The following is a 21,433-nucleotide window of genomic DNA, read 5'->3' on the forward strand; positions in this document are numbered from 1 at the left end:
AGCGAGGTGCCGTGCCGGGCGTCGCAACCCGGTGAACCTTGCCGGTCACAGCACTAGTTCCGTGCGCGGATACGGCGGTACTCGTCCGTCCGGACGCCGCCCACGCCCCAGTCCTCCAGCTCCACCTCGTCGATGAGGACGAAGGTGGTGGCCGGGTCCTTGTCGAGGACCTGGACCAGCAGGTCGGTCACACCGGCGATGATCTCGGCCTTCTGGGCGGCGGTGGCGCCTTCACGGGTGATCCTGACGTTGACGTACGGCATGGTGAGGGATGTCCTTCCGGTGCGGGTGGGTGGGTCCGGGATCAGGCGCGGCCGGTGACGTGGCCGCCGTCCACGCGCAGGGCGTGGCCGGTGACGAAGGTGGCGCCCGCGAGGTAGAGCACCGCCTCGGAGATCTCCGTGACCTCGCCGACCCGGTTCAGCAGGGCGAGCCCGCCGAAGGAGTCCACGTCGGATCCCGCGTGCAGCGGGGTGCGGATGATGCCGGGGGACACGAGGTTCACGCGGATGCCGTCGGCGGCGAGTTCGGCGGCCAGGCTGGTCGTCAGCGCGTGCACCCCCGCCTTGCTCACCACCGGCGCGGAGGACGGGAAGCCCGCCAGCGCGTGGTCCACCAGGACGGTGCCGATGTTGACGATGCTGCCGCCCCGGCCCTGCGCGCGCAGCGCCCGTACCACGGCCTGGGTGGTGAGGTAGGTGCCCTTGAGGTTGCCGGTCAGGAAGCCGTCGAGGTCTTCCTCGGTGACCTCGGTGAAGGGCTTGGGGGCGAAGGTGCCCGCGTTGTTGACCAGGACGTCGATGCGGCCGAATCGGTCCAGGGCGGTACGGACGAGGGCCTCGCCCGTCGTCGGATCGGCGATGGCGCCCGCGACCCACGCGGTCCGCCCGGGGTGACCGAGGGTGGCCGCGGCCTTGGCGAGGCGGTCGGCGTCCCGGCCGTTCAGGACGACGTTGGCGCCGCTCGCAAGGAAGGCGCGGGCGATGTCCAGGCCGATGCCGCTGGAGGAGCCGGTGACCAGAGCGGTGGTGGTGGTGTCGTTGATGTCCGTGTGCGTGTCGGTCATGGCGCTGTGCCTTTCGTCGGTGTCGTCCGTCGGGGTCCCGACCGGCTGACACCACGAACCTAGGAGCGCCCAACTCATAACACCACGACGAAGATTGGAGCGTGTGATAATCCCTGGTTATGGATGTGGATCTGCGTGACCTGGAGCTCCTGGCCGCCACCGCCGAGGCCGGCTCGCTGACCGCGGCCGCCGAGCGGCTCTACGTGAGCCAGCCCGCCCTCAGCCAGCGGCTCACCCGGCTGGAGGCCCGCCTGGGCATGGCCCTCTTCGACCGCAAGGGCCGCCGCCTGGTCCCCAACGCCGCCGGCCGCCGGCTGCTGGTCGCGGCCCGCCACGTCCTCGGCGAACTGGACTCGGCGGCCCGGGACCTGCGCGAGATCCGTGACGGACGCGACCGGCGGGTCCGCTTCACCGCGCAGTGCAGTACGACCTTCCCGTGGCTGCCGCCGGTGCTCCGCGCCTTCCGCGAGCGCGCTCCGGACATCGACGTGCGCATCGAGACCGTCGCCGACGACGCGCCGATCCCGGCCCTGCTCGCCGACCTCGTCGACGTCGCGCTGGTCACCAAGCCGGACCTGCAGATGGACCGGGTCTCGCTGACCAGACTGTTCGAGGACGAGATGGTGGCGGTGGTGCCCGCCGGCCACCCGTGGGCCTCGCGCGCGCACCTGACCGCCCGTGACTTCGACGGCGCCGACCTCGTCCTCTACGACTTCTACGACCAGAAGCGGATCCCGTCGATGCCGCTGCCGATCCCCGTCGGGGCCCGGCCGGCCCGGATCACCACCATGCCGGTGGTGACCGACCTGGTGATCGAGATGGTGGCCGGCGGCCAGGGCGTGACCGTGCTGCCCAACTGGGTGGCCGCCCCCTACGCGGCCTCGCACGGCCTCGCCCTCGCCGGCATCGGCGCGCGGCCACTGACCCGTACCTGGTTCTGCGCCACCCGCACCGGACCGCGCCCACCCCACGTGGAGGCCTTCGTCGAGGAGCTGACCGCCCGGCTCACCACCCCGCACAGCGTCTAGTGCTGTGCAGTCTCCAGGAGCCGGCCCATCCACTCCTCGATGCCGGACACCGTGCGCGGCAGCGCACCCGACATCAGGCGCGCGCCGTTCGCCGTGATGACCAGGTCGTCCTCGATGCGGACGCCGATGCCCCGCAGCTCCGCCGGGAGGGTCTCGTCGTCGGGCTGGAGGTACAGGCCCGGCTCCACCGTCAGGACCTGCCCCTCCTCCAGCACGCCGTCCAGATAGGTCTCCGCCCGGGCCTTCGCGCAGTCGTGCACGTCGAGCCCCAGCATGTGGCCGCTGCTGCACAGCGTGTACCGCCGGTGCAGGTCGCCCTCCGCGTCCTTCAGGACGCCCCACTCCGCCAGGCCCTCCGCGATCACCCGCATCCCGGCCCGGTGGAAGTCCCCGAAGCTCGCCCCCGGGCGCAGCGCCGCGATGCCCGCCTCCTGGGCGGCCAGGACCAGCTCGTACACCTGGCGCTGGACGGGGGAGAAGCGGCCCGACAGCGGCAGGGTGCGGGTGATGTCGGCCGTGTAGAGGGTGTCCGTCTCCACGCCCGCGTCCAGGAGCAGCAGTTCCGCCCCGTTCAGCCGGCCGTCGTTGCGGATCCAGTGCAGGGTGCAGGCGTGGGCGCCGGACGCCGCGATCGTCTCGTACCCGGTGCCGTTGCCCTCCGCCCGGGCGCGCAGGCCGAAGACCCCCTCGATCCACCGCTCCCCGCGCGGATGCGCCAGCGCGCGCGGCAGGGCCCGTACGACGTCCTCGAAGCCCGCCGCCGTGTGGTCGACGGCCAGTTGGAGCTGCCCGACCTCCCACGCGTCCTTCACCAGGCGCAGCTCCGAGAGCGCGGAGGCGAGTTCGGCGTCGCAGGACGCGGTGCGGCCGGCCGGTGAGCCGAGCCCGTCCAGGTGCGCGCAGCGGATGCCCGTGAGGCGCTCGGCCTCCGCGAGGTCCGGCCGGCGGCCCACCCAGAACTCCCCGTACCGGCGGTCCCGGTAGAACTCCCCGTCCCCGTCCGCCCGCGGCGAGCGCGGCCGCAGGTACAGCACGGCTTCGTGGGCGTGCGGGCCCGACGGCTCCATGACCAGGACGTGGCCCGCCTGGTCCTCGCCGGTGAGGCCGGTCAGCCAGGCGTACGCGCTGTGCGGGCGGAAGCGGTGGTCGCAGTCGTTGGAGCGGACCTTCAGCTCCCCGGCCGGGACGATCAGCCGCTCGCCCGGGAAGCGGGCCGAGAGCCGCGCCCGGCGGGCCGGGGTGACGGCGTGGCCGGGGACCCGGTCGGAGTCGGGCAGCGGGGTCGAGGCCCAGTTGCCCGTCATGTACCGGGACAACTCCGGGGACACCGGGCGGTCGTGACTGCCCGTGTTGAGGCGGGCGGACGCGTCGGTCACGAGGACTCCCTCAAGAAAGATGCGAACTGGTGGGCGCACAGGTCTTGTCAGTGCAATTTCACATTACTATGTTACAGCTCACATCGCGGCACGTTAACCCCCGTCAAACGCCGTGTGACGCAGGGCAGTTCACGCACCACCCCCCACCTCACCTCTCCAATCAGGAGTTCTCGGTGCTCAAGCACAGAGCTGTGCGCTCTTCCCTTCTCGCCTCCGCCGTAGCCGTGACCCTCCTCGCCACCGCGGGACAGGCCACCACGCAGGCCGCCGGGTTCACGGCCCCGGCCACCTTCACCGGCGCACAGGCCGCCCCCGCCGCCCCCGCCCCCGGCCCCACGGGGAACCCGTTCGACGAGGTCGACCGCCTGGCCGACGCGAAGGACAACACCCCGGCCCCGGCGCCGGCCCCCGGCGGGCAGAACATCGCCGGGCAGGTCCCCGGCGCGGCCACGCCCGCCTCCGCGCCCGCCGACGACCTGCAGAAGCGCGGCAAGGCGGTCAAGGCGGCCCCCACCGCGAAGAGCGTCGCCGCGGGCGTCCCCTGCACCCTCGACGGGATCACCGGTCTCACCCCGGAGCAGTTCGCCGACTTCCTCGGCGACCAGGCCGTCCTCGCCGACGGCTGTCTGCGCGGGCTCATCTGGACCTGGGACGCCCGCCTGGCCCCGGTCATGTCGGACGCGCACGTCCAGGCCGTCTCCCGCCGGATATCCGGCCTGGCCGCCGCCCACGACGGCCGTAACTCCTCGCACCTGGAGGAGATGTTCACGTACCTGCACGCGGTCGCCTACCACGACTACTCGCGCACCGAGATCGACGTCACCGACGCCCCCACCGTCGACGCCATGCGCCGCGCCATCGCCGACTTCGGCGCCGCCGCCCACACCTTCGACGCGACCCCCGCCAACGCCCGCACCCTGCGCGAGGCCCTCTACGCCGGCAGCGCGCCCGGCCTGCGCCAGCACCAGCTCGGCCTCATCAAGAAGGTCCTGGCCACCATGGACCCGGCCCACCCGGCCACCCACCTCGACGCCGGCTGGGGCGGCGCCGCCCTCGCCGCCCTGTCCGTCTCCTACCTGGGCGTCTACCCGGGCAACCAGGACGCCGCCTTCCACTCCGCGGTGGCCGCCGACGCCTCCTACCGCGACGCCTTCAAGGCCTTCTCCACCTACACGCACCTCAAGGACACCGGCAACGCCTGGGTGGTGCGCGACGCGCTGAGCGAGTACGCCCGCTTCGGTCAGGTCGAGGGCCTGCGGGACCGGGTCGTCGCCGACCTCGGCGCGATGCTCGGGCCCGTCCGGACCGCCTTCGGCGACGGCAGCGAGCCGTGGGCCAAGCTCGTCTCCTGGCTCAACGTCTTCGAGGCCTGCAAGCCGTACGGGGTGTGCAAGGAGGACATCGAGAAGCAGCTCTTCCCCTACACCTACACCTACGACAACGGCGCCATCAAGGTCCGCACCGCCCTGGACCGGGCCACCGTCGACCAGCTGTACTACGCGAGCAAGCAGGTGAAGTCCCAGTACCACCGCGTGCTCGGCACCGACCAGCCGCTCGCCGGCGACCCCAACACCACGCTGAACATCGTGCTCTACGCCTCCCGCGCCGACTACGTGAACTACCACCCGATCCTGACCGGCTACGGCACCAACAACGGCGGCATCTACATCGAGAACGGCGCCACCTTCTACACCTACCAGCGCCGCGTCCCGCAGGACTCCTCCCTCACCCTTGAGGAGCTCTTCCGCCACGAGTACACGCACTACCTCAACGGCCGCTTCGCCGTCCCCGGCTTCTTCGGCCAGGGCCCCTGGTACGAGAGCGACCGGACGACCGCCATGGACGAGGGCACGGCCGAGTTCTTCGACGGCGCCACCCGCGACAACGGCATCGCCGTCCGCAAGTCCCTCGTCAAGAGCGTCATCAGCGACACGGCCGGCGGCGGCCCGCGCATGAGCGTCGAGCAGCTCCTGAACGCCACCTACGACGGCGACGGCTTTCGCTTCTACAGCTACGCGGGCACCTTCTTCGAATTCCTGTGGACCGAGAAGCCCACGTTGCTGCGCGAGATGTACACCCACCTGCGGGCCGACGACGTGGCGGCGTACGACGCCTGGCGCCACCGCATGGGGGCGGACACCTACCTCCAGCGCGACTACGACCGCTTCCTGGACGCGCAGATCGCCAAGGTCGACCAGCTCTACGTGCCGAACACCTCCTTCACCCCGAACGACCGGCTGCGCGACGCGGCGCTCGCCTCGGTGAAGTCCTCCTTCGCCACGGCCACGTACAACACGCCGGACTGCGTGGAGAACGGCGACCCGGGCAAGCGCCGCTTCACCTGTACCGGGCGGATCACCGCGAACCTGAAGAGCTGGCGCAACGACGACCAGAACTTCAAGGACATGTCGGAGACGGTCGACTACTTCATCCTCGACCGGGCGGGCGCGGCCTCCAACAACCTCGCCGACATGAACTGTTCCTTCGGCCCGGTGGAGATCTGGACCAACAAGGTCGCGGGCAGCTCCAGTTACAGCTGTGAGGGCCCCCTCCGCAGCTGACCGGCACCTGCCCGGCGCCGGACCGGTCCCGCAGCCGAGGGGGGTGCGGGACCGGTCCGGGCATCTGGGCAGGCCCTAAAGAATGTGACATATTACTGCCGTGCTCAAGAGACACTCCCTGGACGCCGTGATCATCGGCGCCGGCGTCGTCGGGGCGGCCTGCGCCTACTACGCGGCCCGCGCCGGACTCTCCGTGGCCGTGGTCGACCGGGGCCCCGTGGCGGGCGGCACCACCGGTGCCGGCGAAGGCAACCTGCTCGTCTCCGACAAGGAGGCGGGACCCGAACTCGACCTCGCCCTGCTGTCCACCCGCCTGTGGACCGAACTCGCCGCGGTCCTCCCGCCGGACATCGAGTACGAGCCCAAGGGCGGGCTCGTCGTCGCCCCCGACGAGCGGACCGTGAAGGCCCTGCGGCACTTCGCGGAGGGCCAGCGCGCGGCCGGCGCCGACGCGGTCGAGGTGGCGGCGGACGCCCTGCACGACCTGGAGCCGCACCTGGCCCCGGGCCTGGCGGGCGGCTTCCACTACCCGCAGGACGCCCAGGTCCAGCCCGCCCAGGCGGCGGCCCGGCTCCTGGCCGCGGCGCGCGCCCCGGGTGCGGCCGGAGCCCCGGCCGCCGAGGTGTACCTCGGCGAGGAGGTGACGGAGATCCTGCTGGACCGGGGCGCCGTACGCGGGGTGCGCACGCGGCGCCGCGAACTCCTGGCCCCGGCCGTGGTGAACGCGGCCGGCACCTGGGGCGGCCACATCGCCTCGCTGGCCGGGGTCACCCTGCCCGTCCTCCCGCGCCGCGGCTTCGTCCTGGTGACCGAACCCCTGCCGAGGGTGGTCCGGCACAAGGTCTACGCCGCCGACTACATCGCGGACGTCGCCAGCGGCTCCGCCGCCCTGCAGTCCTCGGCGGTGGTCGAGGGCACCCCGTCCGGCCCGGTCCTCATCGGCGCCACCCGGGAGCGGGTCGGCTTCGACCGCACCCTCTCCACGGAGGCCCTGCGCCGCCTGGCCGCCCAGGCCGCAGCGCTCTTCCCCGTCCTGGCCGACGTCCGGGTGATGCGCGCCTACCACGGCTTCCGCCCCTACCTGCCCGACCACCTCCCGGCGATCGGCCCGGACCCGCGGCGCCCCGGGCTGCTGCACGCCTGCGGCCACGAGGGCGCGGGCATCGGCCTGGCGCCCGCCACCGGAGCGCTGATCGCCGCCGCCCTGACGGGGGCCGAACCGCCGCTCCCCGCACACCCGTTCCGCCCGGACCGCTTCGCCGCGGACCCGGCCGCCACCGACACCCCCGAGGAGCAGCACTGATGCGCAGCCCCCGCTCGCTCGTCGGCGGCAGCCCGGCAGCCGCGCACGAGATCACCTTCGACGGCCGGGAACTGCCCGCCCTGCCCGGCCAGAGCATCGCCGCCGTGCTCTGGGGCGCGGGCATCCTCGCCTGGCGGACCACCCGGGAGGGCGGCGCCCCGCGCGGCGCGTTCTGCGGGATCGGCAGTTGCTACGACTGCCTCGTCACCGTCAACGGCCGCTCCAACCAGCGCGCCTGCCTGGTCCCGGCCCGGCCGGGGGACACCGTCACCACCCAGGAGGGAACCGGCCATGCCGACCTCGCCGTCTGAGCCCGCCGGTCGCGCGGGCCGCGCGGATCCCACGGGTCTGGCGGATCCCGTCGCCGCGCCTGCAGCCGCGCCCGCGCCGGGCCCTGTTGCGGCCCCCGCGCCGAAGTCGCCCGCCGGGTCTGCGGATGCCGTTGCCGCTCCCGCGCCGACGTCCGGTGCCGCTTCCGGGCCTGCTTCCCGGCCCGCGGCCGGGCCGGCGGCGGCGTCGCCCGCCGGGCACGCGTCCGGCGCCGTGCCGGTGCCTGCCGCCGTGCCCGCGTCCGGGCCGGCCCGCGTCGCCGATCTCGCGATCGTCGGGGCCGGTCCGGCCGGACTGGCCGCCGCAGTCACCGCCGCCCGCCTCGGGCTGCGGGTCACGCTCCTCGACGCGGGCGACCGCCCCGGCGGGCAGTTCTACCGCCACCCCGCCCCGGGCCTGGGCGCGGCCCGCCCCGAGGCGCTCCACCACGGCTGGGCGGAGTTCGCGACCCGCGAAGCCGCCCTGCGCGCCCACGAGTCGGCCGGCCGGATCACGTACCTCCCGCTCCACCACGTGTGGGCGGTCGTCCCGGGCGGGGCGGCCGAGGCGGCCAAGGCGCGTGGCGGGCCTGCCGCGCCCGCCACGGAGTGGATCCTGCACGCCGTCGCAGGTCACGCCCCCGAGGAGCGGGCAACCGCCGTCACCGCCCGGGCCGTGCTCATCGCCACCGGCGCCTACGAGCGGCAACTGCCCTTCCCCGGCTGGACCCTGCCGGGAGTGGTCGGGGCCGGCGGGGCGCAGGCCATGCTCAAGAGCGGGCTGGTCCTGCCGGGCAAGCGGGTGGTCGTCGCCGGGAGCGGGCCGCTGCTGCTGGCCGTGGCCGGGTCGCTCGCCGCCGCCGGAGCGGCCGTGCCCGCCGTGGTGGAGGCCGCCGCCTACACCGCGTACGCGGGCCAGGCCCCCGCGCTGCTGCGCAACCCCGGCAAGCTCGTCGAGGCCGCCGTCCACGGCGGGGCGCTGGCCCGCCACCACGTCCGGCTCCTCACCCGGCACGCCGTCACCGAGGCGCACGGCACCGACCGGGTCGAGGCCGTCACCGTGGCCCGGCTCGACCGCACCTGGCGACCGCTGCCCGGCACCGCCCGCCGGATCCCCTGCGACGCCCTGGCCGTCGGCCACGGACTGGTGCCCCAGCTGGAGCTGGCCACCGGCCTCGGCTGCGCGACCCGCCCCGGCCCGGACGGCGCCGTCGCCCTCGTCCTCGACGCCGAGCAGCGGACCTCCGTCCCCGGCATCTGGTCGGCGGGCGAGACCGGCGGTATCGGCGGGGCCCAACTGGCCATGACCGAGGGCGAACTGGCCGCACACTCCATCGCGGGTACGCCGCCCGGAGCCCGCCTCACCCGCCGCCGCGCCCGGCTGCGCGCCTTCGCCGACGCGATGGCCGCCGCCCACCGCCCCGGCGAGGGGTGGACCGGCTGGCTCCGCGACGACACCGTCGTCTGCCGCTGCGAGGAGGTGCCGGCCGGACGGATCCGCGAGGCCGCGGGCGATCTCGGCGCGCGGGACGCCCGTACGGTCAAACTCCTCACCCGGGCCGGTATGGGCTGGTGCCAGGGCCGGATGTGCGGCCCGGCCGTCGCGGCCCTGGCCGGGGAGGAGCCCGCGCCCGACCGGCGGCCGCTGTCCTGTCCGGTTCCGCTGCGCCACCTCGCCGAACTTCCGCCCGCCGGGCACTGATCGGCGCGCAGGGGCCCTTGTGGCCACACCGCACCCGCTAGTAAAATGTCACACATCACTCTAGGGAGCTCTCACATGACCCACGCGCACACCCCCGCGCCCCGCACCCGCCCCTGGCACGGAATCATGGTCGCCACCGCGCTCCCGCTGCGCGAGGACCTCACCGTCGACCACGACGCGTACGCCGAGCACGTGGCCTGGCTGATCGCCAACGGCTGCGACGGCGTGGTCCCCAACGGCTCCCTCGGGGAGTACCAGACCCTCACCGACGAGGAGCGGGCGCGCGTCGTGCGGACCGCCGTCGAAGCGGCTGGCGACGGCGCCCGCGTGATGCCCGGCGTCGCCGCCTACGGCAGCGCCGAGGCCCGCCGCTGGGCCGACCAGGCCGCCGAGGCCGGGGCCGGCTCCGTACTCCTGCTGCCCCCCAACGCCTTCCGGGCCGACGAGGACGCCGTACGCGCCCACTACGCCGAGGTCGCCCGCGCCGGGCTGCCCGTCGTCGCGTACAACAACCCCATCGACACCAAGGTGGACCTGACCCCGGACCTGCTCGCCCGGCTGTACGCCGACGGCTCCATCGTCGCCGTCAAGGAGTTCAGCGGCGACGTGCGCCGCGCCTACGAGATCGCCGAGCTCGCCCCCGGCCTCGACCTGCTCATCGGCGCCGACGACGTCCTCCTCGAACTCGCCCTCGCGGGCGCCGTCGGCTGGATCGCCGGCTACCCCAACGCCCTGCCGCGCTCCTGCGCCCAGCTCTACCGGGCCGCCGTCGCCGGGGACCTCGACACCGCCCTGCCGCTCTACAAGTCCCTGCACTCGCTGCTGCGCTGGGACTCCAAGACCGAGTTCGTCCAGGCCATCAAGCTCTCCATGGACCTGGCCGGGCGCCCCGGCGGCGCCACCCGCCCGCCGCGCTTCCCGCTCACCGGCGAGACCGAGGCCGCCGTCCGCGCCGCCACCGAGAAGGCCCTCGCCGAGGGCCTCAACTAGTCGTCCGGGGGACCGCACATGCGTACGCGCCACGTCTACCACGCGGTGGACTCGCACACCGAGGGCATGCCGACCCGGGTCATCACCGGGGGAGTCGGGGTGATCCCCGGCGCCACCATGGCCGAGAAGCGGCTCCACTTCATCGAACACATGGACCACGTCCGGACCCTGCTCATGTACGAGCCGCGCGGACACTCCGCGATGAGCGGCGCCATCCTGCAGCCCCCGACCCGCCCGGACGCCGACTACGGCGTCCTCTACATCGAGGTGTCGGGCCTGCTCCCCATGTGCGGGCACGGCACCATCGGGGTCGCCACCGTCCTCGTCGAGACCGGCATGGTTCCGGTCGTCGAGCCGGTCACCACCGTCCGGCTCGACACCCCGGCCGGGCTGGTGAGCGTCGACGTCCGGGTCGAGGACGGGGCGGCCACCGCCGTCACCCTCACCAACGTGCCCTCCTTCAGCGTCGGCCTCGACCTCAAGGCCGAGGTCCCCGGCTTCGGCACCCTCACCTACGACCTGGCCTACGGCGGCAACTTCTACGCCTTCGTCGAACTCGACGCCCTCGGCCTGCCCTTCGACCGCGCCCGCGGCGACGACCTGATCGCCGCCGGGCTCGCGGTGATGGACGCGATCAACGCCGGCCCGGACCGGCCCGTCCACCCCGAGAACCCCTCCATCGCCGGCGTCAAGCACGTCTACCTCGCCGCCCCCGGCTCCGACGCCCACCGCTCCCGGCACGCCATGGCCATCCACCCCGGCTGGTTCGACCGCTCGCCCTGCGGTACGGGGACCAGCGCGCGGATGGCCCAGCTGCACGCCCGCGGCCTGCTGGAGCTCGGCACGGACTTCGTCAACGAGTCCTTCATCGGCACCGAGTTCACCGGCCGGCTGGTCGGGGAGACCACTGTCGGCGGCCTCCCGGCCGTGGTCCCGACCGTCACCGGCCGGGCCTGGATCACCGGCACCGCCCAGTACTTCCTCGACCCGACCGACCCCTTCCCCGGAGGGTTTTTGCTGTGATCACCGTCCGCACGGTGGACTACCACACCGCCGGCGAGCCCTTCCGGATCGCCGACTGCGCCCTGGAAGGGATGCCTCCGGTCCCCGGGGACACCGTCGCCGAGCGCTGCGCCACCGTCATCGGCCCGGGAGGCTCCGGGACCGCCCCGCGCCGGGGCGCGCTGGACGACGTACGGCGCCTGCTCGTGCAGGAGCCGCGCGGGCACGCCGGGATGTACGGCGGGTTCGTGGTCCCGGCCGACGACGACGGGGCCCACTTCGGTGTGCTGTTCTGGCACAAGGACGGCTACTCCACCGCCTGCGGCCACGGCGCCATGGCCCTCGGGGTCTGGGCCGTGGACACCGGCCGGGTCGCCGCCCCGGACGACGGGGACGCCCCGGTGCGCATCGACGTACCGTCCGGGCGGGTCACCGCCACCGTCCACCGCGGCGGGGGCCGCACCACCGGGGTCACCTTCCGCAACGTCCCGGCCCGGGTCGGGGCCCGCAAGGTCCCCGTCGCCACCTCGTTCGGGCTGGCCGAGGCGGACATCGCGCACGCCGGGGCCTGTTACGCCACCGTCCGCGCGCGCGACCTCGGCCTGGACGTCTCCCGGGCGGCGCTGCCCGCCCTGGTCCGGGCCGGACAGGAGATCCGGGCGGCGCTGGCCGCCCACCCCGCCACCTGGCACCCGGACGGCCCGCTGCTCTCCGGGGTCTACGGGGTGATCCTCCACGAGGAGCTGCCCGACACCCCCTCCGGGCCGCACCAGCGCAACGTCACCGTCTTCGCCGACGGGCAGATCGACCGGTCGCCCTGCGGCTCCGGGACCTCGGCGCGGCTCGCGCTGCTCGCCGAGGACGGGCGGCTCGGCCCGGGGGAGGACCTGCTGCACGAGTCGGTCACGGGCACGGTGTTCACCGGGCGGATGCTGGACGGCGGGGTCACCGAGGTCACCGGCACCGCCCACCGCACCGGCGAACACGCCTTCGTGGTGGACCCGCACGACGCGCTCGGTACCGGATTCCTCCTGTGACGGGCATCCCCCAGCTCGCCGCCGGGCGGATGGCCGCCCTGCTCACCCCGGCGGCGGCCGCCGACGCCGTGGCCGCCGCCCTGCTCGGCGGCCTCGACCCGGAGAGCTGCCCGCCGCGTTCCGCGATCGAGGTGCCCGGCGGGGGCGAACTGCTGCTGATGCCGGCCGCGTCCGGCTCGTACACCGGGGTGAAGATCGCCGGGGTCGCGCCCGGGAATCCGGCCCGCGGACTGCCCCGGATCACGGGCTCCTACCTCCTCCTGGACGGGCCCACCCTGCGCCCGCTGGCCCTGCTCGACGGCGCGGCGCTGACCACCCTGCGCACCCCGGCGGTCTCCGCCCTCGCGCTGCGCCACCTGGCGCCTGCCGGGCGGCCGCTGCGCCTGGTGCTCTTCGGCTCGGGGCCGCAGGCGTACGGACATCTGGAGGCGGCCCTGGCCGTACGGGAGTTGGCCGAGGTCGTGGTGGTGGCCCGGGACCCCGGGGGCGCGGAGCGGCTCGCCGCGTACGCCCGCACCCTGGGCCCGGCCGCCCGGACCGGCACCCCGGAGGAGGTGGCCGACGCCGATCTGGTGATCTGCTGCACCACGGCCCGGGAGCCGCTCTTCGACGGGCGCCTCGTCGGGCCGGGCGCCACCGTCGTCGCGGTCGGCTCGCACGAGCCGACGGCCCGGGAGACGGACACCGCCCTTGTGCGACGGGCGGCGGTGTACGTGGAGTCCCGGGCGGCGGCCCTGCGCGAGGCGGGGGACCTCCTCGTCCCGGAGGCCGAGGGGGCCATCGGGCCCGGTCATATCACCGGCACCCTCGCCGACCTGGTGGGCGGGCGGATGCCGGCGGCCGGGCCGCGGAGTTGTCCACAGCTCTTCAAGAGTGTGGGCATGGCCTGGGAGGATCTGGCTGTGGCGGTCGCGCTGTTCGAGGCCGCCGGAGTGTGAGCAGCGCAACGTGACATTGTACGCTGTTGCCCTCCTCGTCGGTGGTGTCGGGGGTCTCGGAGGAAAAGCAATGGGTGACCTGAAGCAGCACAGTCTCATCAAGGCCCAGGAGCGCCTCCGCGACCAGGTCGGCCACGCCCTCCGAGCCGCGCTGATAGCGGGTGAGCTGCGCCCCGGCAGCGTCTACTCCGCACCGGGCCTCGCAGCCGAACTGGGCGTCTCGGCCACACCCGTCCGCGAGGCCATGCTCGACCTGGCCCGGGAAGGACTGGTCGAGCCGGTCCGCAACAAGGGCTTCCGGATCACCGAGGTCAGCGAGCGCGACCTGGACCAGTTCACCGAGCTGCGGACGATGATCGAGGTACCGACCATCGGGCGGATCACGAAGATCGCCACGGCCGAGCAGCTGGAGGCGCTGCGTCCCGTCGCCGAGGAGATCGTCACCAGCGCGCGCGAGCACAACCTCATCGGCTATCTGGAGGCCGACCGCCGCTTCCACCTCTCCCTGCTGGCCCTCGCGGGCAACGACCGGCTGGTGGAGACGGTCGGCGACCTGCGCAAGCGGTCCCGGCTCTACGGCCTGACCGGCCTGGACGAGGCCGGCAAGCTGGTCTCCTCGGCGGAGGAGCACATCGAGCTGCTCGATCTGATGCTGAGCGGCGACGCCGAGGCGGCGCAGGAGTGCATGCTCCGCCACCTCGGCCACGTCCGCTCCCTGTGGGCCCAGGGCCGTGACGAACCGGTCGGCCGCGTCCCCGGAGGCCTCGGCTCCGGCCTCCAGTAACCCCCCCCGGCAGCAGGCGGCGGATCAGCAGGGCGGGCGGCCGCCGCCGCGGGCCGGCAGCGGCCGGTCCGCCGAGATGATCGCCGCCTCCGGGCGCGGCACCGGCGTGCCGTCGGGCAGGAGCAGCACCGGCGGGTCCACCACGGCGCCCACGGCGGCCGCCGCGCTGCTCGCGTTCGCCGCCGTGACCCGCCCCCTGGGCTGCGGGGTCAGCACCGCCGTCTCCCGCACGTACGCCACGAAGCTCTCGAAGTCCCGCTGGTGCCGGTAGGGCTCCTGGAACTCGGAGAGGGCCGGATAACCGTCACTCGCGAGGAGCGTGTACGAGGGGGCCGCGAGCCGGTAACTGCGGCCGGGGTCCAGCGGGACGCCGTCGATGAAGACCTCCGCGGGATGCACCCGGTCCCCGACCGGACCCCGTGCGTCGAAGCTGTAGCGGACGTTGCGGGAGACGGCGAGGGGAGCGAAGCGCAGTTCGCCGCTCTCCGTCGTCGTCCACTGCTCCTCCAGCGCGTCGTGGATGCGCTGCCCGGTCACCCACGCGCTGACGATCGGATCGCCGAACCCGATGGCCCGCCAGGCGCTGCCGAAGGTGACGGTGCCGCCCGAGGCCGGGTCCAGGACGAGGTCCCCGGAGATGACCGCCTGGCCGACCCGGGGCGCCACGGCGACCACGGCGAGCTGGGCCGGGACGTTGGGGTGGATGTTGGCGTCGTTCTCGGGATCGGTGGGCCTGCCGCCCGCCCAGAGCGCCCAGTCGGCGGCCAGGTTGCCCATGGTGCTCTCGCCCGCCGTGTTCCGGGCGCGCAGGAACGAGCCGCTCTGCCGCCCGACCGCGGTCCGGTCGCGCGCGGCCGCCTGCCCCGCCCAGTAGGTGACGACCTCCTGCAGCTCCGGATGAGGGGCGACGTCGCGGGTGTTGGGGTGGTTGGTCGACACGGTCAGTTCCCGGACCACCCGGCCGGTGAGCGGGTCGAGCCGCAGGTTGATCTCGTTGATGACCTGGCCGTAGCAGCCGGCCTCGACGAACGGGCGGGGGACGCCGTCCGGGTCGGGGACCATCATGTTGAACCGGGTGTGCCAGTGCCCGGTGACGATCGCGTCGATGTCCGGGGAGACCCGCAGCGCGAGGTCGAGGGCCGGCCCCGAGGGGTCGGCGCCGCTGTTGAAGTCGGCTCCCGCCACCGCCCCGTCGTGCAGGCTGAGCACGATCGCGTTCACGCCCTGGCTCTTGAGCAGGGCCGCGTAGCGGTCGGCGGTGGCGACCTCGTCGAGGGTGGCGAGGCCCGGCTGGTAGGAGCCGGGGAAGCGTTCGCTGCCCACGGCGGTGAGGTGGATGAACCCGATGGGCAGCTCCCGGCCGTCGGCGGTGGGTACCCGCTCGATGTTGTAGGCGGGCAGGACCGTCCGCCCGTCCTGGCCCCGGACGAGGTTGGCGCTGTAGTAGCGGAAGTCGGCGCCGTGGAAGCGCAGGCCGGAGGAGTCGGTGAAGGAGGTGTCGCGGCCCTCCACCGGGAACGGGATGCCCTGCTCCATGTGGCGCTGGAGCATGGCGGGAGATTTGTCGAACTCGTGGTTGCCGGCCGTCGCGAAGTCGAGCCCCATGCGGTTGAGGGCCTCGATCGTCGGCTCGTCGGCGAAGGCCGCGGCGTCGAACTCCCAGCCGGAGAAGGCGTCTCCGGGGGTGAAGAAGAGGGAGTTGGGGTGCCCGTCGCGGAGCCGTTCGAGGTGCGCGGCCATGTACGCGACGCCGCCGACGGTGTAGCTGCGGCCGCCGTTGCCGGCGATGACGGAGTTGCTGCCGGGTGCGCCCTGCAGATAGCCGTGCAGGTCGGTGACGTTGAGGAGCTGGACGTCGACGTACTCGGCGGCGGTGGCGGCGTCCCGCGCATCGGCGGTGGCCCGTGCGGGGACCCCGAGCGCGAAGGTCGCCGCCACGGCCCCCATCGCGGTGAGGAAGTCCCGCCGCCCCGGTTCGCGCGGCCCGGGTTCGCGCCGTTCATGCTCCCGCCGCCCCTGTGCCGGCGGTCCTGGCTCCCGGCGCCGTGAACTCCTGCTCGGCTGCGTGGCCTTGGCCTGCGTGATCACACCCGGCATGTTCCCGCCCACCCGGCCGGCTGTCGCGCCGACGCGCCGCCCGGCCGTTTTGGACACGGCTGGATAACGGCGGCACCAACCCCTTGTCAGTGCAATTTCACATTACTATGTTACCGGTCACATCCTAGAGCGCGGCCCTTCACTGGAGTGACCATGACCAAGCGCACCCAACTCGCCCTCGCCACCGCCCTGGTGGCAGCTCTCGCACTCGGCGCCTCGGGCTGCTCCGACACCAAGAAGGGCAAGGACGGCGCCGCCTCCGGGGTGAACCCCGCCGCCGCCAACGACGGCAAGATCCTCGGCGGGACCCCGGCCAAGGGCGGCACCCTCACCGTCCTGTCCAACCAGGACTTCGCGCACCTGGACCCCGCCCGCAACTGGACCATGCCGACCATGGACTTCGGCACCCGGCTGCTCTACCGCACGCTCGTCACCTTCAAGGCCGAGCCCGGCAAGGCCGGCAGCGAGCTGGTCCCCGACCTCGCCACCGACCTCGGCACCCCCTCCGACGGCGGCCGCACCTGGACCTTCACCCTCAAGGAGGGCGTGAAGTACGAGGACGGCACGCCGGTCAGGGCTCAGGACGTCAAGTACAACGTCGAGCGCTCCTTCAGCCCCGACCTCACCGGCGGCCCCGACTACGCCGCCCAGTACCTGGCCGGGACCGAGGGCTACAAGGGCCCGCTCCAGGGGCAGCACCTGGACTCCGTCAAGACGCCGGACGACCGCACGATCGTCTTCGAACTGAAGCGCCCGGTCGCCGAGTTCTCCGCGACCGCCACCCTGCCGACGTTCGCCCCCGTGCCCCAGTCCCAGGAGAAGGGCACCCAGTACGACGCCCGCCCGTTCTCCTCCGGCCCGTACAAGATCGAGTCGTACGACCGCGACAAGAAGCTGGTCCTGGTCCGCAACGAGCACTGGGACCCGGGCACCGACACCGTCCGCAAGGCCTACCCGGACCGCTTCGTGGTGGTCATGGGCCTCAAGGGGGGCCAGATCGACGACCGGATCATCGCCGGCGAGGGCGCCGACGCCTCCACCGTCCAGTACGCCGACATGCGCCCCGAGAGCGCCCCCAAGGTGCTGCCCAAGCCGGAGATCAAGGCCCGGCTGCTCGCCGAGTCCCAGGGCTGCACGGAGATGCTCCACCTGAACAACTCCCGCGCCCCCTTCAACGACCCGAAGGTCCGCGAGGCCATGCAGTACGCCGTGGACAAGGAGGCCGTCATCACCGCGGGCGGCGGCCCGGCCCTCAACGAGATCGCCACCGCCTACCTGCCCCCGGCCCTCTCCGGCGGCAAGCAGGCCGACGTCCTGAAGATCGCCCCGGCCGGCGACCCCGCCAAGGCCAAGGAACTCCTCAAGGCCGCCGGCAAGGAGACCCTGAAGGTCTCGCTCGCCGTCTCCACCGGCGACAAGGGCAAGGCGGAGGCCATCCAGCAGGGCCTGTCCCGCGCCGGCGTCGAGGTCGTCATCGACACCGTCGACCCAGGCGCCTACTACGACGTCATCGGCGACCTCTCCACCACCCCCGACATGACCCTCACCGGCTGGTGCCCCGACTACCCCTCCGGCTCCACCTGGATCCCGTTCGTCTTCGACGGACGCACCATCAAGGAGAAGGGCAACCAGGGCAACTACAGCCAGTTCCGCGACGAGGAGGTCATGAAGCGGATCGACGAGATCAACGCCATGGCCGACGCCAAGCAGGCCAACCAGGCCTGGATCGACCTCGACGCCGCCCTGATGGCCAAGTCCCCGAACGTTCCGCTCCTCCTGGAGCGCAAGCCGCTCCTCGTCGGCACCAACATCGCGGGTGCCTTCGGCCACCCGGTGTGGACCGGCACCATCGACTACGGGACCGTCGGCCTCAAGGACCCCTCGAAGAGCCAGGGCTGAGGGCCCGAAGGATCCCCGCAGCCATGACCACCACCGCACCGGTCCCGGACGACCGGGCACCCCTGGGCCCCGACGGCCCCCCGGCCCCGGGTGCCGCCCGCGCCCCCGGCAGCGCCCCGGCCCCCGGCACAGTCCCGGCCTCCGGCACGGCCCCGGCTTCCGGCAGCGCCCCGGCCTCGGGCACAGTCCCGGCCTCCGGCAGCGCCCCGGCCTCCGGCACAGTCCCGGCCCCCGGCACAGCCCCGGCCCCCGATGCCGCCACGGTCCTGCCCGCGGCAGCGCCCGGCAGCAGCCCCTGGCAGCTCGCCCGGCAGGAACTGCGCCGCCGCCCCGCCGTCCGCGTCAGCCTCTGCGTCGTCCTCCTCTTCGTCCTCATGGCCGTGACCGCCCCCTGGCTGGGCGCCCTCGGCGGCTGGTCCCCGAACGAGTTCGACAAGACCGCCATCGACCCCTACCTCGGGGGACAGCCCCTCGGCAGCCTCGGCGGGATCAGCCCCGAGCACTGGCTCGGAGTCGAACCCGTCACCGGCCGCGATCTGTTCGCCCGCGTGATCAACGGCGCGCAGGTCTCCCTCCTGATCGCCTTCGCCGCCACCGCCATCGTGGTGGTCGCCGGCACCGCCGCCGGGATCGCCGCCGGCTACTTCGGCGGCCGCACCGACACGATCCTGTCCCGGCTGATGGACCTGACCATGTCCTTCCCCTCGCTGATCTTCATGATCGCGATGCTGTCCGTGGCCAAGGACGTCAACCGGATCGCCTTGATGACCACCGTCATCGGGGTCTTCGGCTGGCCCGGCGTCGCCCGCGTGGTCCGCGGCCAGACCCTCTCCCTCAAACACCGCGAGTACGTCGACGCCGCCCGCGTCGGCGGCTCCGGCCCCTGGCGGATCCTGACCCGCGACATCCTCCCGGGCGTCTCGGGCCCGGTCATCGCCTACACCACCCTGCTGATCCCCGGAATGATCAGCACCGAAGCCGCCCTCAGCTACCTCGGCGTCGGCGTCCGCCCGCCCACCCCCTCCTGGGGCCAGATGATCGCCGAGTCCGTGGCCTACTACGAGACCGACCCCATGTACTTCGTCATCCCCAGCGTCTTCCTCTTCCTCGCCGTGCTCGCCTTCACCCTGCTCGGCGACGCCCTGCGCGACATCCTCGACCCGAGGGGCGGCCGCAGTTGATCCTCTACCTCGGCCGCCGGCTGCTCGCCCTCGCCGGCGTGCTCCTCGCCATCGCCGCCGTCACCTTCCTCATCTTCTACGTCCTGCCCGCCGACCCGGCCGCGGCCGCCTGCGGCAAGACCTGCAGCGCCGAACGCCTGGCCGACGTACGCACGTACCTGGGCCTCGACCAGCCCCTGTGGCGGCAGTTCACCGACTTCCTCACCGGCATCTTCACCGGCCGCACCCTGGGCACCGGCCAATACGCCGTCGCGTGCGACTTCCCCTGCCTCGGCTACAGCTACGAGAACTCGCTGCCCGTGTGGGACCTGCTGATGGACCGGCTCCCGGTCTCCGCCTCCCTCGCCGTCGGCGCCGCCGTGCTGTGGCTGCTCCTCGGCCTCGGCGCCGGGGTCACCGCCGCCCTGCGCAAGGACACCGCCACCGACAAGGTCCTGATGGTCGGCGCGGTCGCCGCCGCCTCCCTGCCCGTGTACTTCACCTCCGTGATGCTCATCTACGGCGTCATCCGCGTCGCCGGCCTCCTGCCCTACCCCACCTACCAGGCCTTCACCGACAACCCGCTCGCCTGGGCCTCGAACCTGGCCCTGCCCTGGATCGCACTCGCCCTGCTCTACGCCGCCATGTACGCGCGCCAGAGCCGCGGCTCGATGATCGAGGCGATGGCCGAGCCGTACATCCGCACCGCCCGCGCCAAGGGCATGCCCGAGCGCACGGTCGTCGTCAAACACGGGCTGCGCTCCGGCATGACCCCGATCCTCACCATCTTCGGCATGGACCTCGGCGGACTGCTCGCCGGAGCCGTCATCACCGAGTCCATCTTCGGACTCCCCGGCATCGGGCGGCTGTTCTACGGCGCCCTGGTCAACTCCGACCAGCCCGTGGTCCTCGGCGTCACCCTCCTCGCCGCCTTCTTCATCGTCGTCGCCAACCTCCTCGTCGACCTCCTGTACGCCGTCATCGACCCGAGGGTGAGGTACTGAATGGCCGCGGCCGCTCCGCTTCTCGAAGTACGCGACCTGCACGTCACCTTCACCACCGGGCGCGGGACCGTACGGGCCGTCGACTCCATCGGCTTCACCGTCGAGGCCGGACGCACCCTCGGCATCGTCGGCGAGTCCGGCTCCGGCAAGTCCGTCACCTCGCTCGCCGTCATGGGCCTGCACCGGGGCCCGGTCGAGGTCGGCGGATCCGTCGCCCTCGCCGGACGGGAGCTGACCGGGCTGCCGGAAAGGGAACTGTCCAAGGTCCGAGGCCGCCGGATGGCCATGATCTTCCAGGACCCGCTCTCCAGCCTGCACCCCTACTACACGGTCGGCGAGCAGATCGCCGAACACTTCCGCGTGCACTTCAAGGCCGGCCGGGCCGCCGCCCGCAAACGCGCCGTCGACATGCTCGGCGAGGTCGGCATCCCGGAACCGGCCCGCCGGGCCGGGGAGTACCCGCACCAGTTCTCCGGCGGCATGCGCCAGCGCGCCATGATCGCCATGGCCCTGGCCTGCGAGCCCGATCTGCTGATCGCCGACGAGCCGACCACCGCCCTGGACGTCACCGTGCAGGCGCAGATCCTGGAACTGATCGCCCGGCTCCAGCAGGAACGCGGACTCGGGGTCGTCATGATCACCCACGATCTGGGTGTCGTCGCCCGCGTCGCCCACGAGGTGCTCGTCATGTACGGCGGCCGGGCCGCCGAACAGGCCCCGGTGGACGAGCTGTTCGCGGACCCCGCCCACCCCTACACCCGGGGCCTGCTCGACTCGCTGCCCCGCCTCGACACCGCCGACGACGTCCCCCTGCCCTTCATCCCCGGCTCCCCGCCCTCCCTGCTCGCGCCCGCCCCCGGCTGCGCCTTCGCCCCACGCTGCCCCGTGGCCGCCGCCGGCCCGGACGACCGGAGGGCGCGCTGCGCGGGCGAGCGGCCCGAACCCGCCCCGTACGGTGCGCGGGGGCGGCTGGCCGCCTGCCATTTCGCGGGATCCGCCGCGACCTCACCGGGCGGCTCCGCGCCCGGATTCCCTTCGACCGCCCCGGGGGTGTCCCGATGACCGTCGGAGCCGATCCTTCCGCGAACGCCGCAGTCCAGGGCGCGGCCCGGGCCGCGGCCGAGGCCGCCACAGGGCCCGCCCCGGCCGCACCACTGCTGTCGGTACAGGACCTCACC

Annotated in this window: 18 protein-coding genes; 14 read left to right on the plus strand and 4 right to left on the minus strand. The window is 73.5% G+C overall.

Annotation, left to right across the window (positions count from 1 at the left end):
* Positions 1-53: 53 nt before the first annotated feature.
* Positions 54-263, minus strand: a complete 210-nt coding sequence (locus tag ACZ4YL_RS12500; protein WP_266378321.1) for a tautomerase family protein — start codon at positions 261-263, stop codon at positions 54-56.
* A gap of 41 nt (positions 264-304) precedes the next feature.
* Positions 305-1,066: an SDR family NAD(P)-dependent oxidoreductase gene (locus ACZ4YL_RS12505; RefSeq protein WP_468116003.1), complete on the minus strand. Its 762-nt coding sequence runs from the start codon at positions 1,064-1,066 to the stop codon at positions 305-307.
* Between the two features lie 119 nt (positions 1,067-1,185).
* Between ACZ4YL_RS12505 and ACZ4YL_RS12510 the strand changes: the two genes are divergently transcribed.
* Positions 1,186-2,094, plus strand: coding sequence for a LysR family transcriptional regulator (locus ACZ4YL_RS12510; RefSeq protein ID WP_468116005.1), 909 nt, complete (start codon positions 1,186-1,188; stop codon positions 2,092-2,094).
* On the opposite strand, the gene ACZ4YL_RS12515 is transcribed toward ACZ4YL_RS12510, so the two are convergent.
* Positions 2,091-3,470 carry an aminopeptidase P family protein gene (locus ACZ4YL_RS12515; RefSeq protein ID WP_468116007.1) on the minus strand — a complete coding sequence of 460 codons (1,380 nt, stop codon included), beginning with the start codon at positions 3,468-3,470 and terminating at the stop codon, positions 2,091-2,093. The two genes, ACZ4YL_RS12510 and ACZ4YL_RS12515, sit on opposite strands and share 4 nt — an antisense overlap.
* Positions 3,471-3,643: 173 nt before the next feature.
* Here ACZ4YL_RS12515 and ACZ4YL_RS12520 point away from each other — a divergent pair, with 173 nt between their 5' ends.
* From ACZ4YL_RS12520 to ACZ4YL_RS12560, 9 genes are all read left to right on the plus strand, one after another.
* Positions 3,644-6,031 carry a collagenase gene (locus ACZ4YL_RS12520; protein ID WP_468116009.1) on the plus strand — a complete coding sequence of 796 codons (2,388 nt, stop codon included), beginning with the start codon at positions 3,644-3,646 and terminating at the stop codon, positions 6,029-6,031.
* 100 nt (positions 6,032-6,131) lie between these two features.
* Entirely contained in the window at positions 6,132-7,334 is a 1,203-nt protein-coding gene (locus ACZ4YL_RS12525) for an NAD(P)/FAD-dependent oxidoreductase (RefSeq protein ID WP_468116011.1), read from the plus strand.
* The gene (locus tag ACZ4YL_RS12530; RefSeq protein ID WP_301365603.1) at positions 7,334-7,645 is read left to right on the plus strand and encodes a (2Fe-2S)-binding protein; all 312 of its coding nucleotides are present in this window, start codon (positions 7,334-7,336) and stop codon (positions 7,643-7,645) included. The genes ACZ4YL_RS12525 and ACZ4YL_RS12530 overlap by 1 nt, the downstream gene beginning before the upstream one ends.
* 250 nt (positions 7,646-7,895) lie before the next feature.
* On the plus strand, positions 7,896-9,344 hold the full coding sequence (locus ACZ4YL_RS12535; protein ID WP_468116013.1) for an FAD-dependent oxidoreductase: 1,449 nt from the start codon (positions 7,896-7,898) through the stop codon (positions 9,342-9,344).
* Positions 9,345-9,419: 75 nt separating this feature from the next.
* Positions 9,420-10,334, plus strand: coding sequence for a dihydrodipicolinate synthase family protein (locus ACZ4YL_RS12540; protein WP_351154474.1), 915 nt, complete (start codon positions 9,420-9,422; stop codon positions 10,332-10,334).
* Positions 10,335-10,352: 18 nt separating this feature from the next.
* Positions 10,353-11,357, plus strand: a complete 1,005-nt coding sequence (locus ACZ4YL_RS12545; RefSeq protein WP_468116015.1) for a proline racemase family protein — start codon at positions 10,353-10,355, stop codon at positions 11,355-11,357.
* Complete coding sequence (locus ACZ4YL_RS12550; RefSeq protein WP_468116017.1) at positions 11,354-12,373, plus strand: proline racemase family protein; 1,020 nt, start codon at positions 11,354-11,356, stop codon at positions 12,371-12,373. Before ACZ4YL_RS12545 ends, ACZ4YL_RS12550 begins: the two co-directional genes overlap by 4 nt.
* A 29-nt stretch (positions 12,374-12,402) precedes the next feature.
* On the plus strand, positions 12,403-13,311 hold the full coding sequence (locus tag ACZ4YL_RS12555) for an ornithine cyclodeaminase family protein (RefSeq protein ID WP_468116277.1): 909 nt from the start codon (positions 12,403-12,405) through the stop codon (positions 13,309-13,311).
* 70 nt (positions 13,312-13,381) lie between these two features.
* Entirely contained in the window at positions 13,382-14,095 is a 714-nt protein-coding gene (locus ACZ4YL_RS12560) for a GntR family transcriptional regulator (RefSeq protein WP_030719658.1), read from the plus strand.
* 24 nt (positions 14,096-14,119) lie between these two features.
* Here ACZ4YL_RS12560 and ACZ4YL_RS12565 read toward each other — a convergent pair whose 3' ends face one another.
* Complete coding sequence (locus tag ACZ4YL_RS12565) at positions 14,120-16,042, minus strand: bifunctional metallophosphatase/5'-nucleotidase (protein WP_468116279.1); 1,923 nt, start codon at positions 16,040-16,042, stop codon at positions 14,120-14,122.
* Positions 16,043-16,345: 303 nt separating this feature from the next.
* Here ACZ4YL_RS12565 and ACZ4YL_RS12570 point away from each other — a divergent pair, with 303 nt between their 5' ends.
* From ACZ4YL_RS12570 to ACZ4YL_RS12585, 4 genes are read left to right on the plus strand one after another with little or no spacing between them, the layout of a single operon-like run.
* Positions 16,346-18,091: an ABC transporter substrate-binding protein gene (locus ACZ4YL_RS12570; protein WP_468116019.1), complete on the plus strand. Its 1,746-nt coding sequence runs from the start codon at positions 16,346-16,348 to the stop codon at positions 18,089-18,091.
* 23 nt (positions 18,092-18,114) lie between these two features.
* A complete protein-coding gene (locus tag ACZ4YL_RS12575) occupies positions 18,115-19,272 on the plus strand; it encodes an ABC transporter permease (RefSeq protein ID WP_468116021.1) in 1,158 nt (385 codons plus the stop codon).
* Entirely contained in the window at positions 19,269-20,255 is a 987-nt protein-coding gene (locus ACZ4YL_RS12580; protein ID WP_468116023.1) for an ABC transporter permease, read from the plus strand. The genes ACZ4YL_RS12575 and ACZ4YL_RS12580 overlap by 4 nt, the downstream gene beginning before the upstream one ends.
* Complete coding sequence (locus ACZ4YL_RS12585) at positions 20,256-21,317, plus strand: ABC transporter ATP-binding protein (protein ID WP_468116025.1); 1,062 nt, start codon at positions 20,256-20,258, stop codon at positions 21,315-21,317.
* The last annotated feature ends 116 nt before the right edge of the window (positions 21,318-21,433 follow it).

The sequence above is a fragment of the Streptomyces sp. NPDC030021 genome, assembly GCF_055574035.1.

Excerpts from the sequence above, each read along its gene's own strand:
- ACZ4YL_RS12500 (WP_266378321.1), bottom strand. The coding sequence starts at position 263 with ATGCCGTACGTCAACGTCAGGATCACCCGTGAAGGCGCCACCGCCGCC.
- ACZ4YL_RS12505 (WP_468116003.1), bottom strand. The coding sequence starts at position 1,066 with ATGACCGACACGCACACGGACATCAACGACACCACCACCACCGCTCTG.
- ACZ4YL_RS12510 (WP_468116005.1), top strand. The coding sequence starts at position 1,186 with ATGGATGTGGATCTGCGTGACCTGGAGCTCCTGGCCGCCACCGCCGAG.
- ACZ4YL_RS12530 (WP_301365603.1), top strand. The coding sequence starts at position 7,334 with ATGCGCAGCCCCCGCTCGCTCGTCGGCGGCAGCCCGGCAGCCGCGCAC.
- ACZ4YL_RS12540 (WP_351154474.1), top strand. The coding sequence starts at position 9,420 with ATGACCCACGCGCACACCCCCGCGCCCCGCACCCGCCCCTGGCACGGA.
- ACZ4YL_RS12545 (WP_468116015.1), top strand. The coding sequence starts at position 10,353 with ATGCGTACGCGCCACGTCTACCACGCGGTGGACTCGCACACCGAGGGC.
- ACZ4YL_RS12555 (WP_468116277.1), top strand. The coding sequence starts at position 12,403 with ATGGCCGCCCTGCTCACCCCGGCGGCGGCCGCCGACGCCGTGGCCGCC.
- ACZ4YL_RS12560 (WP_030719658.1), top strand. The coding sequence starts at position 13,382 with ATGGGTGACCTGAAGCAGCACAGTCTCATCAAGGCCCAGGAGCGCCTC.
- ACZ4YL_RS12565 (WP_468116279.1), bottom strand. The coding sequence starts at position 16,042 with ATGGGGGCCGTGGCGGCGACCTTCGCGCTCGGGGTCCCCGCACGGGCC.
- ACZ4YL_RS12570 (WP_468116019.1), top strand. The coding sequence starts at position 16,346 with ATGACCAAGCGCACCCAACTCGCCCTCGCCACCGCCCTGGTGGCAGCT.
- ACZ4YL_RS12575 (WP_468116021.1), top strand. The coding sequence starts at position 18,115 with ATGACCACCACCGCACCGGTCCCGGACGACCGGGCACCCCTGGGCCCC.
- ACZ4YL_RS12585 (WP_468116025.1), top strand. The coding sequence starts at position 20,256 with ATGGCCGCGGCCGCTCCGCTTCTCGAAGTACGCGACCTGCACGTCACC.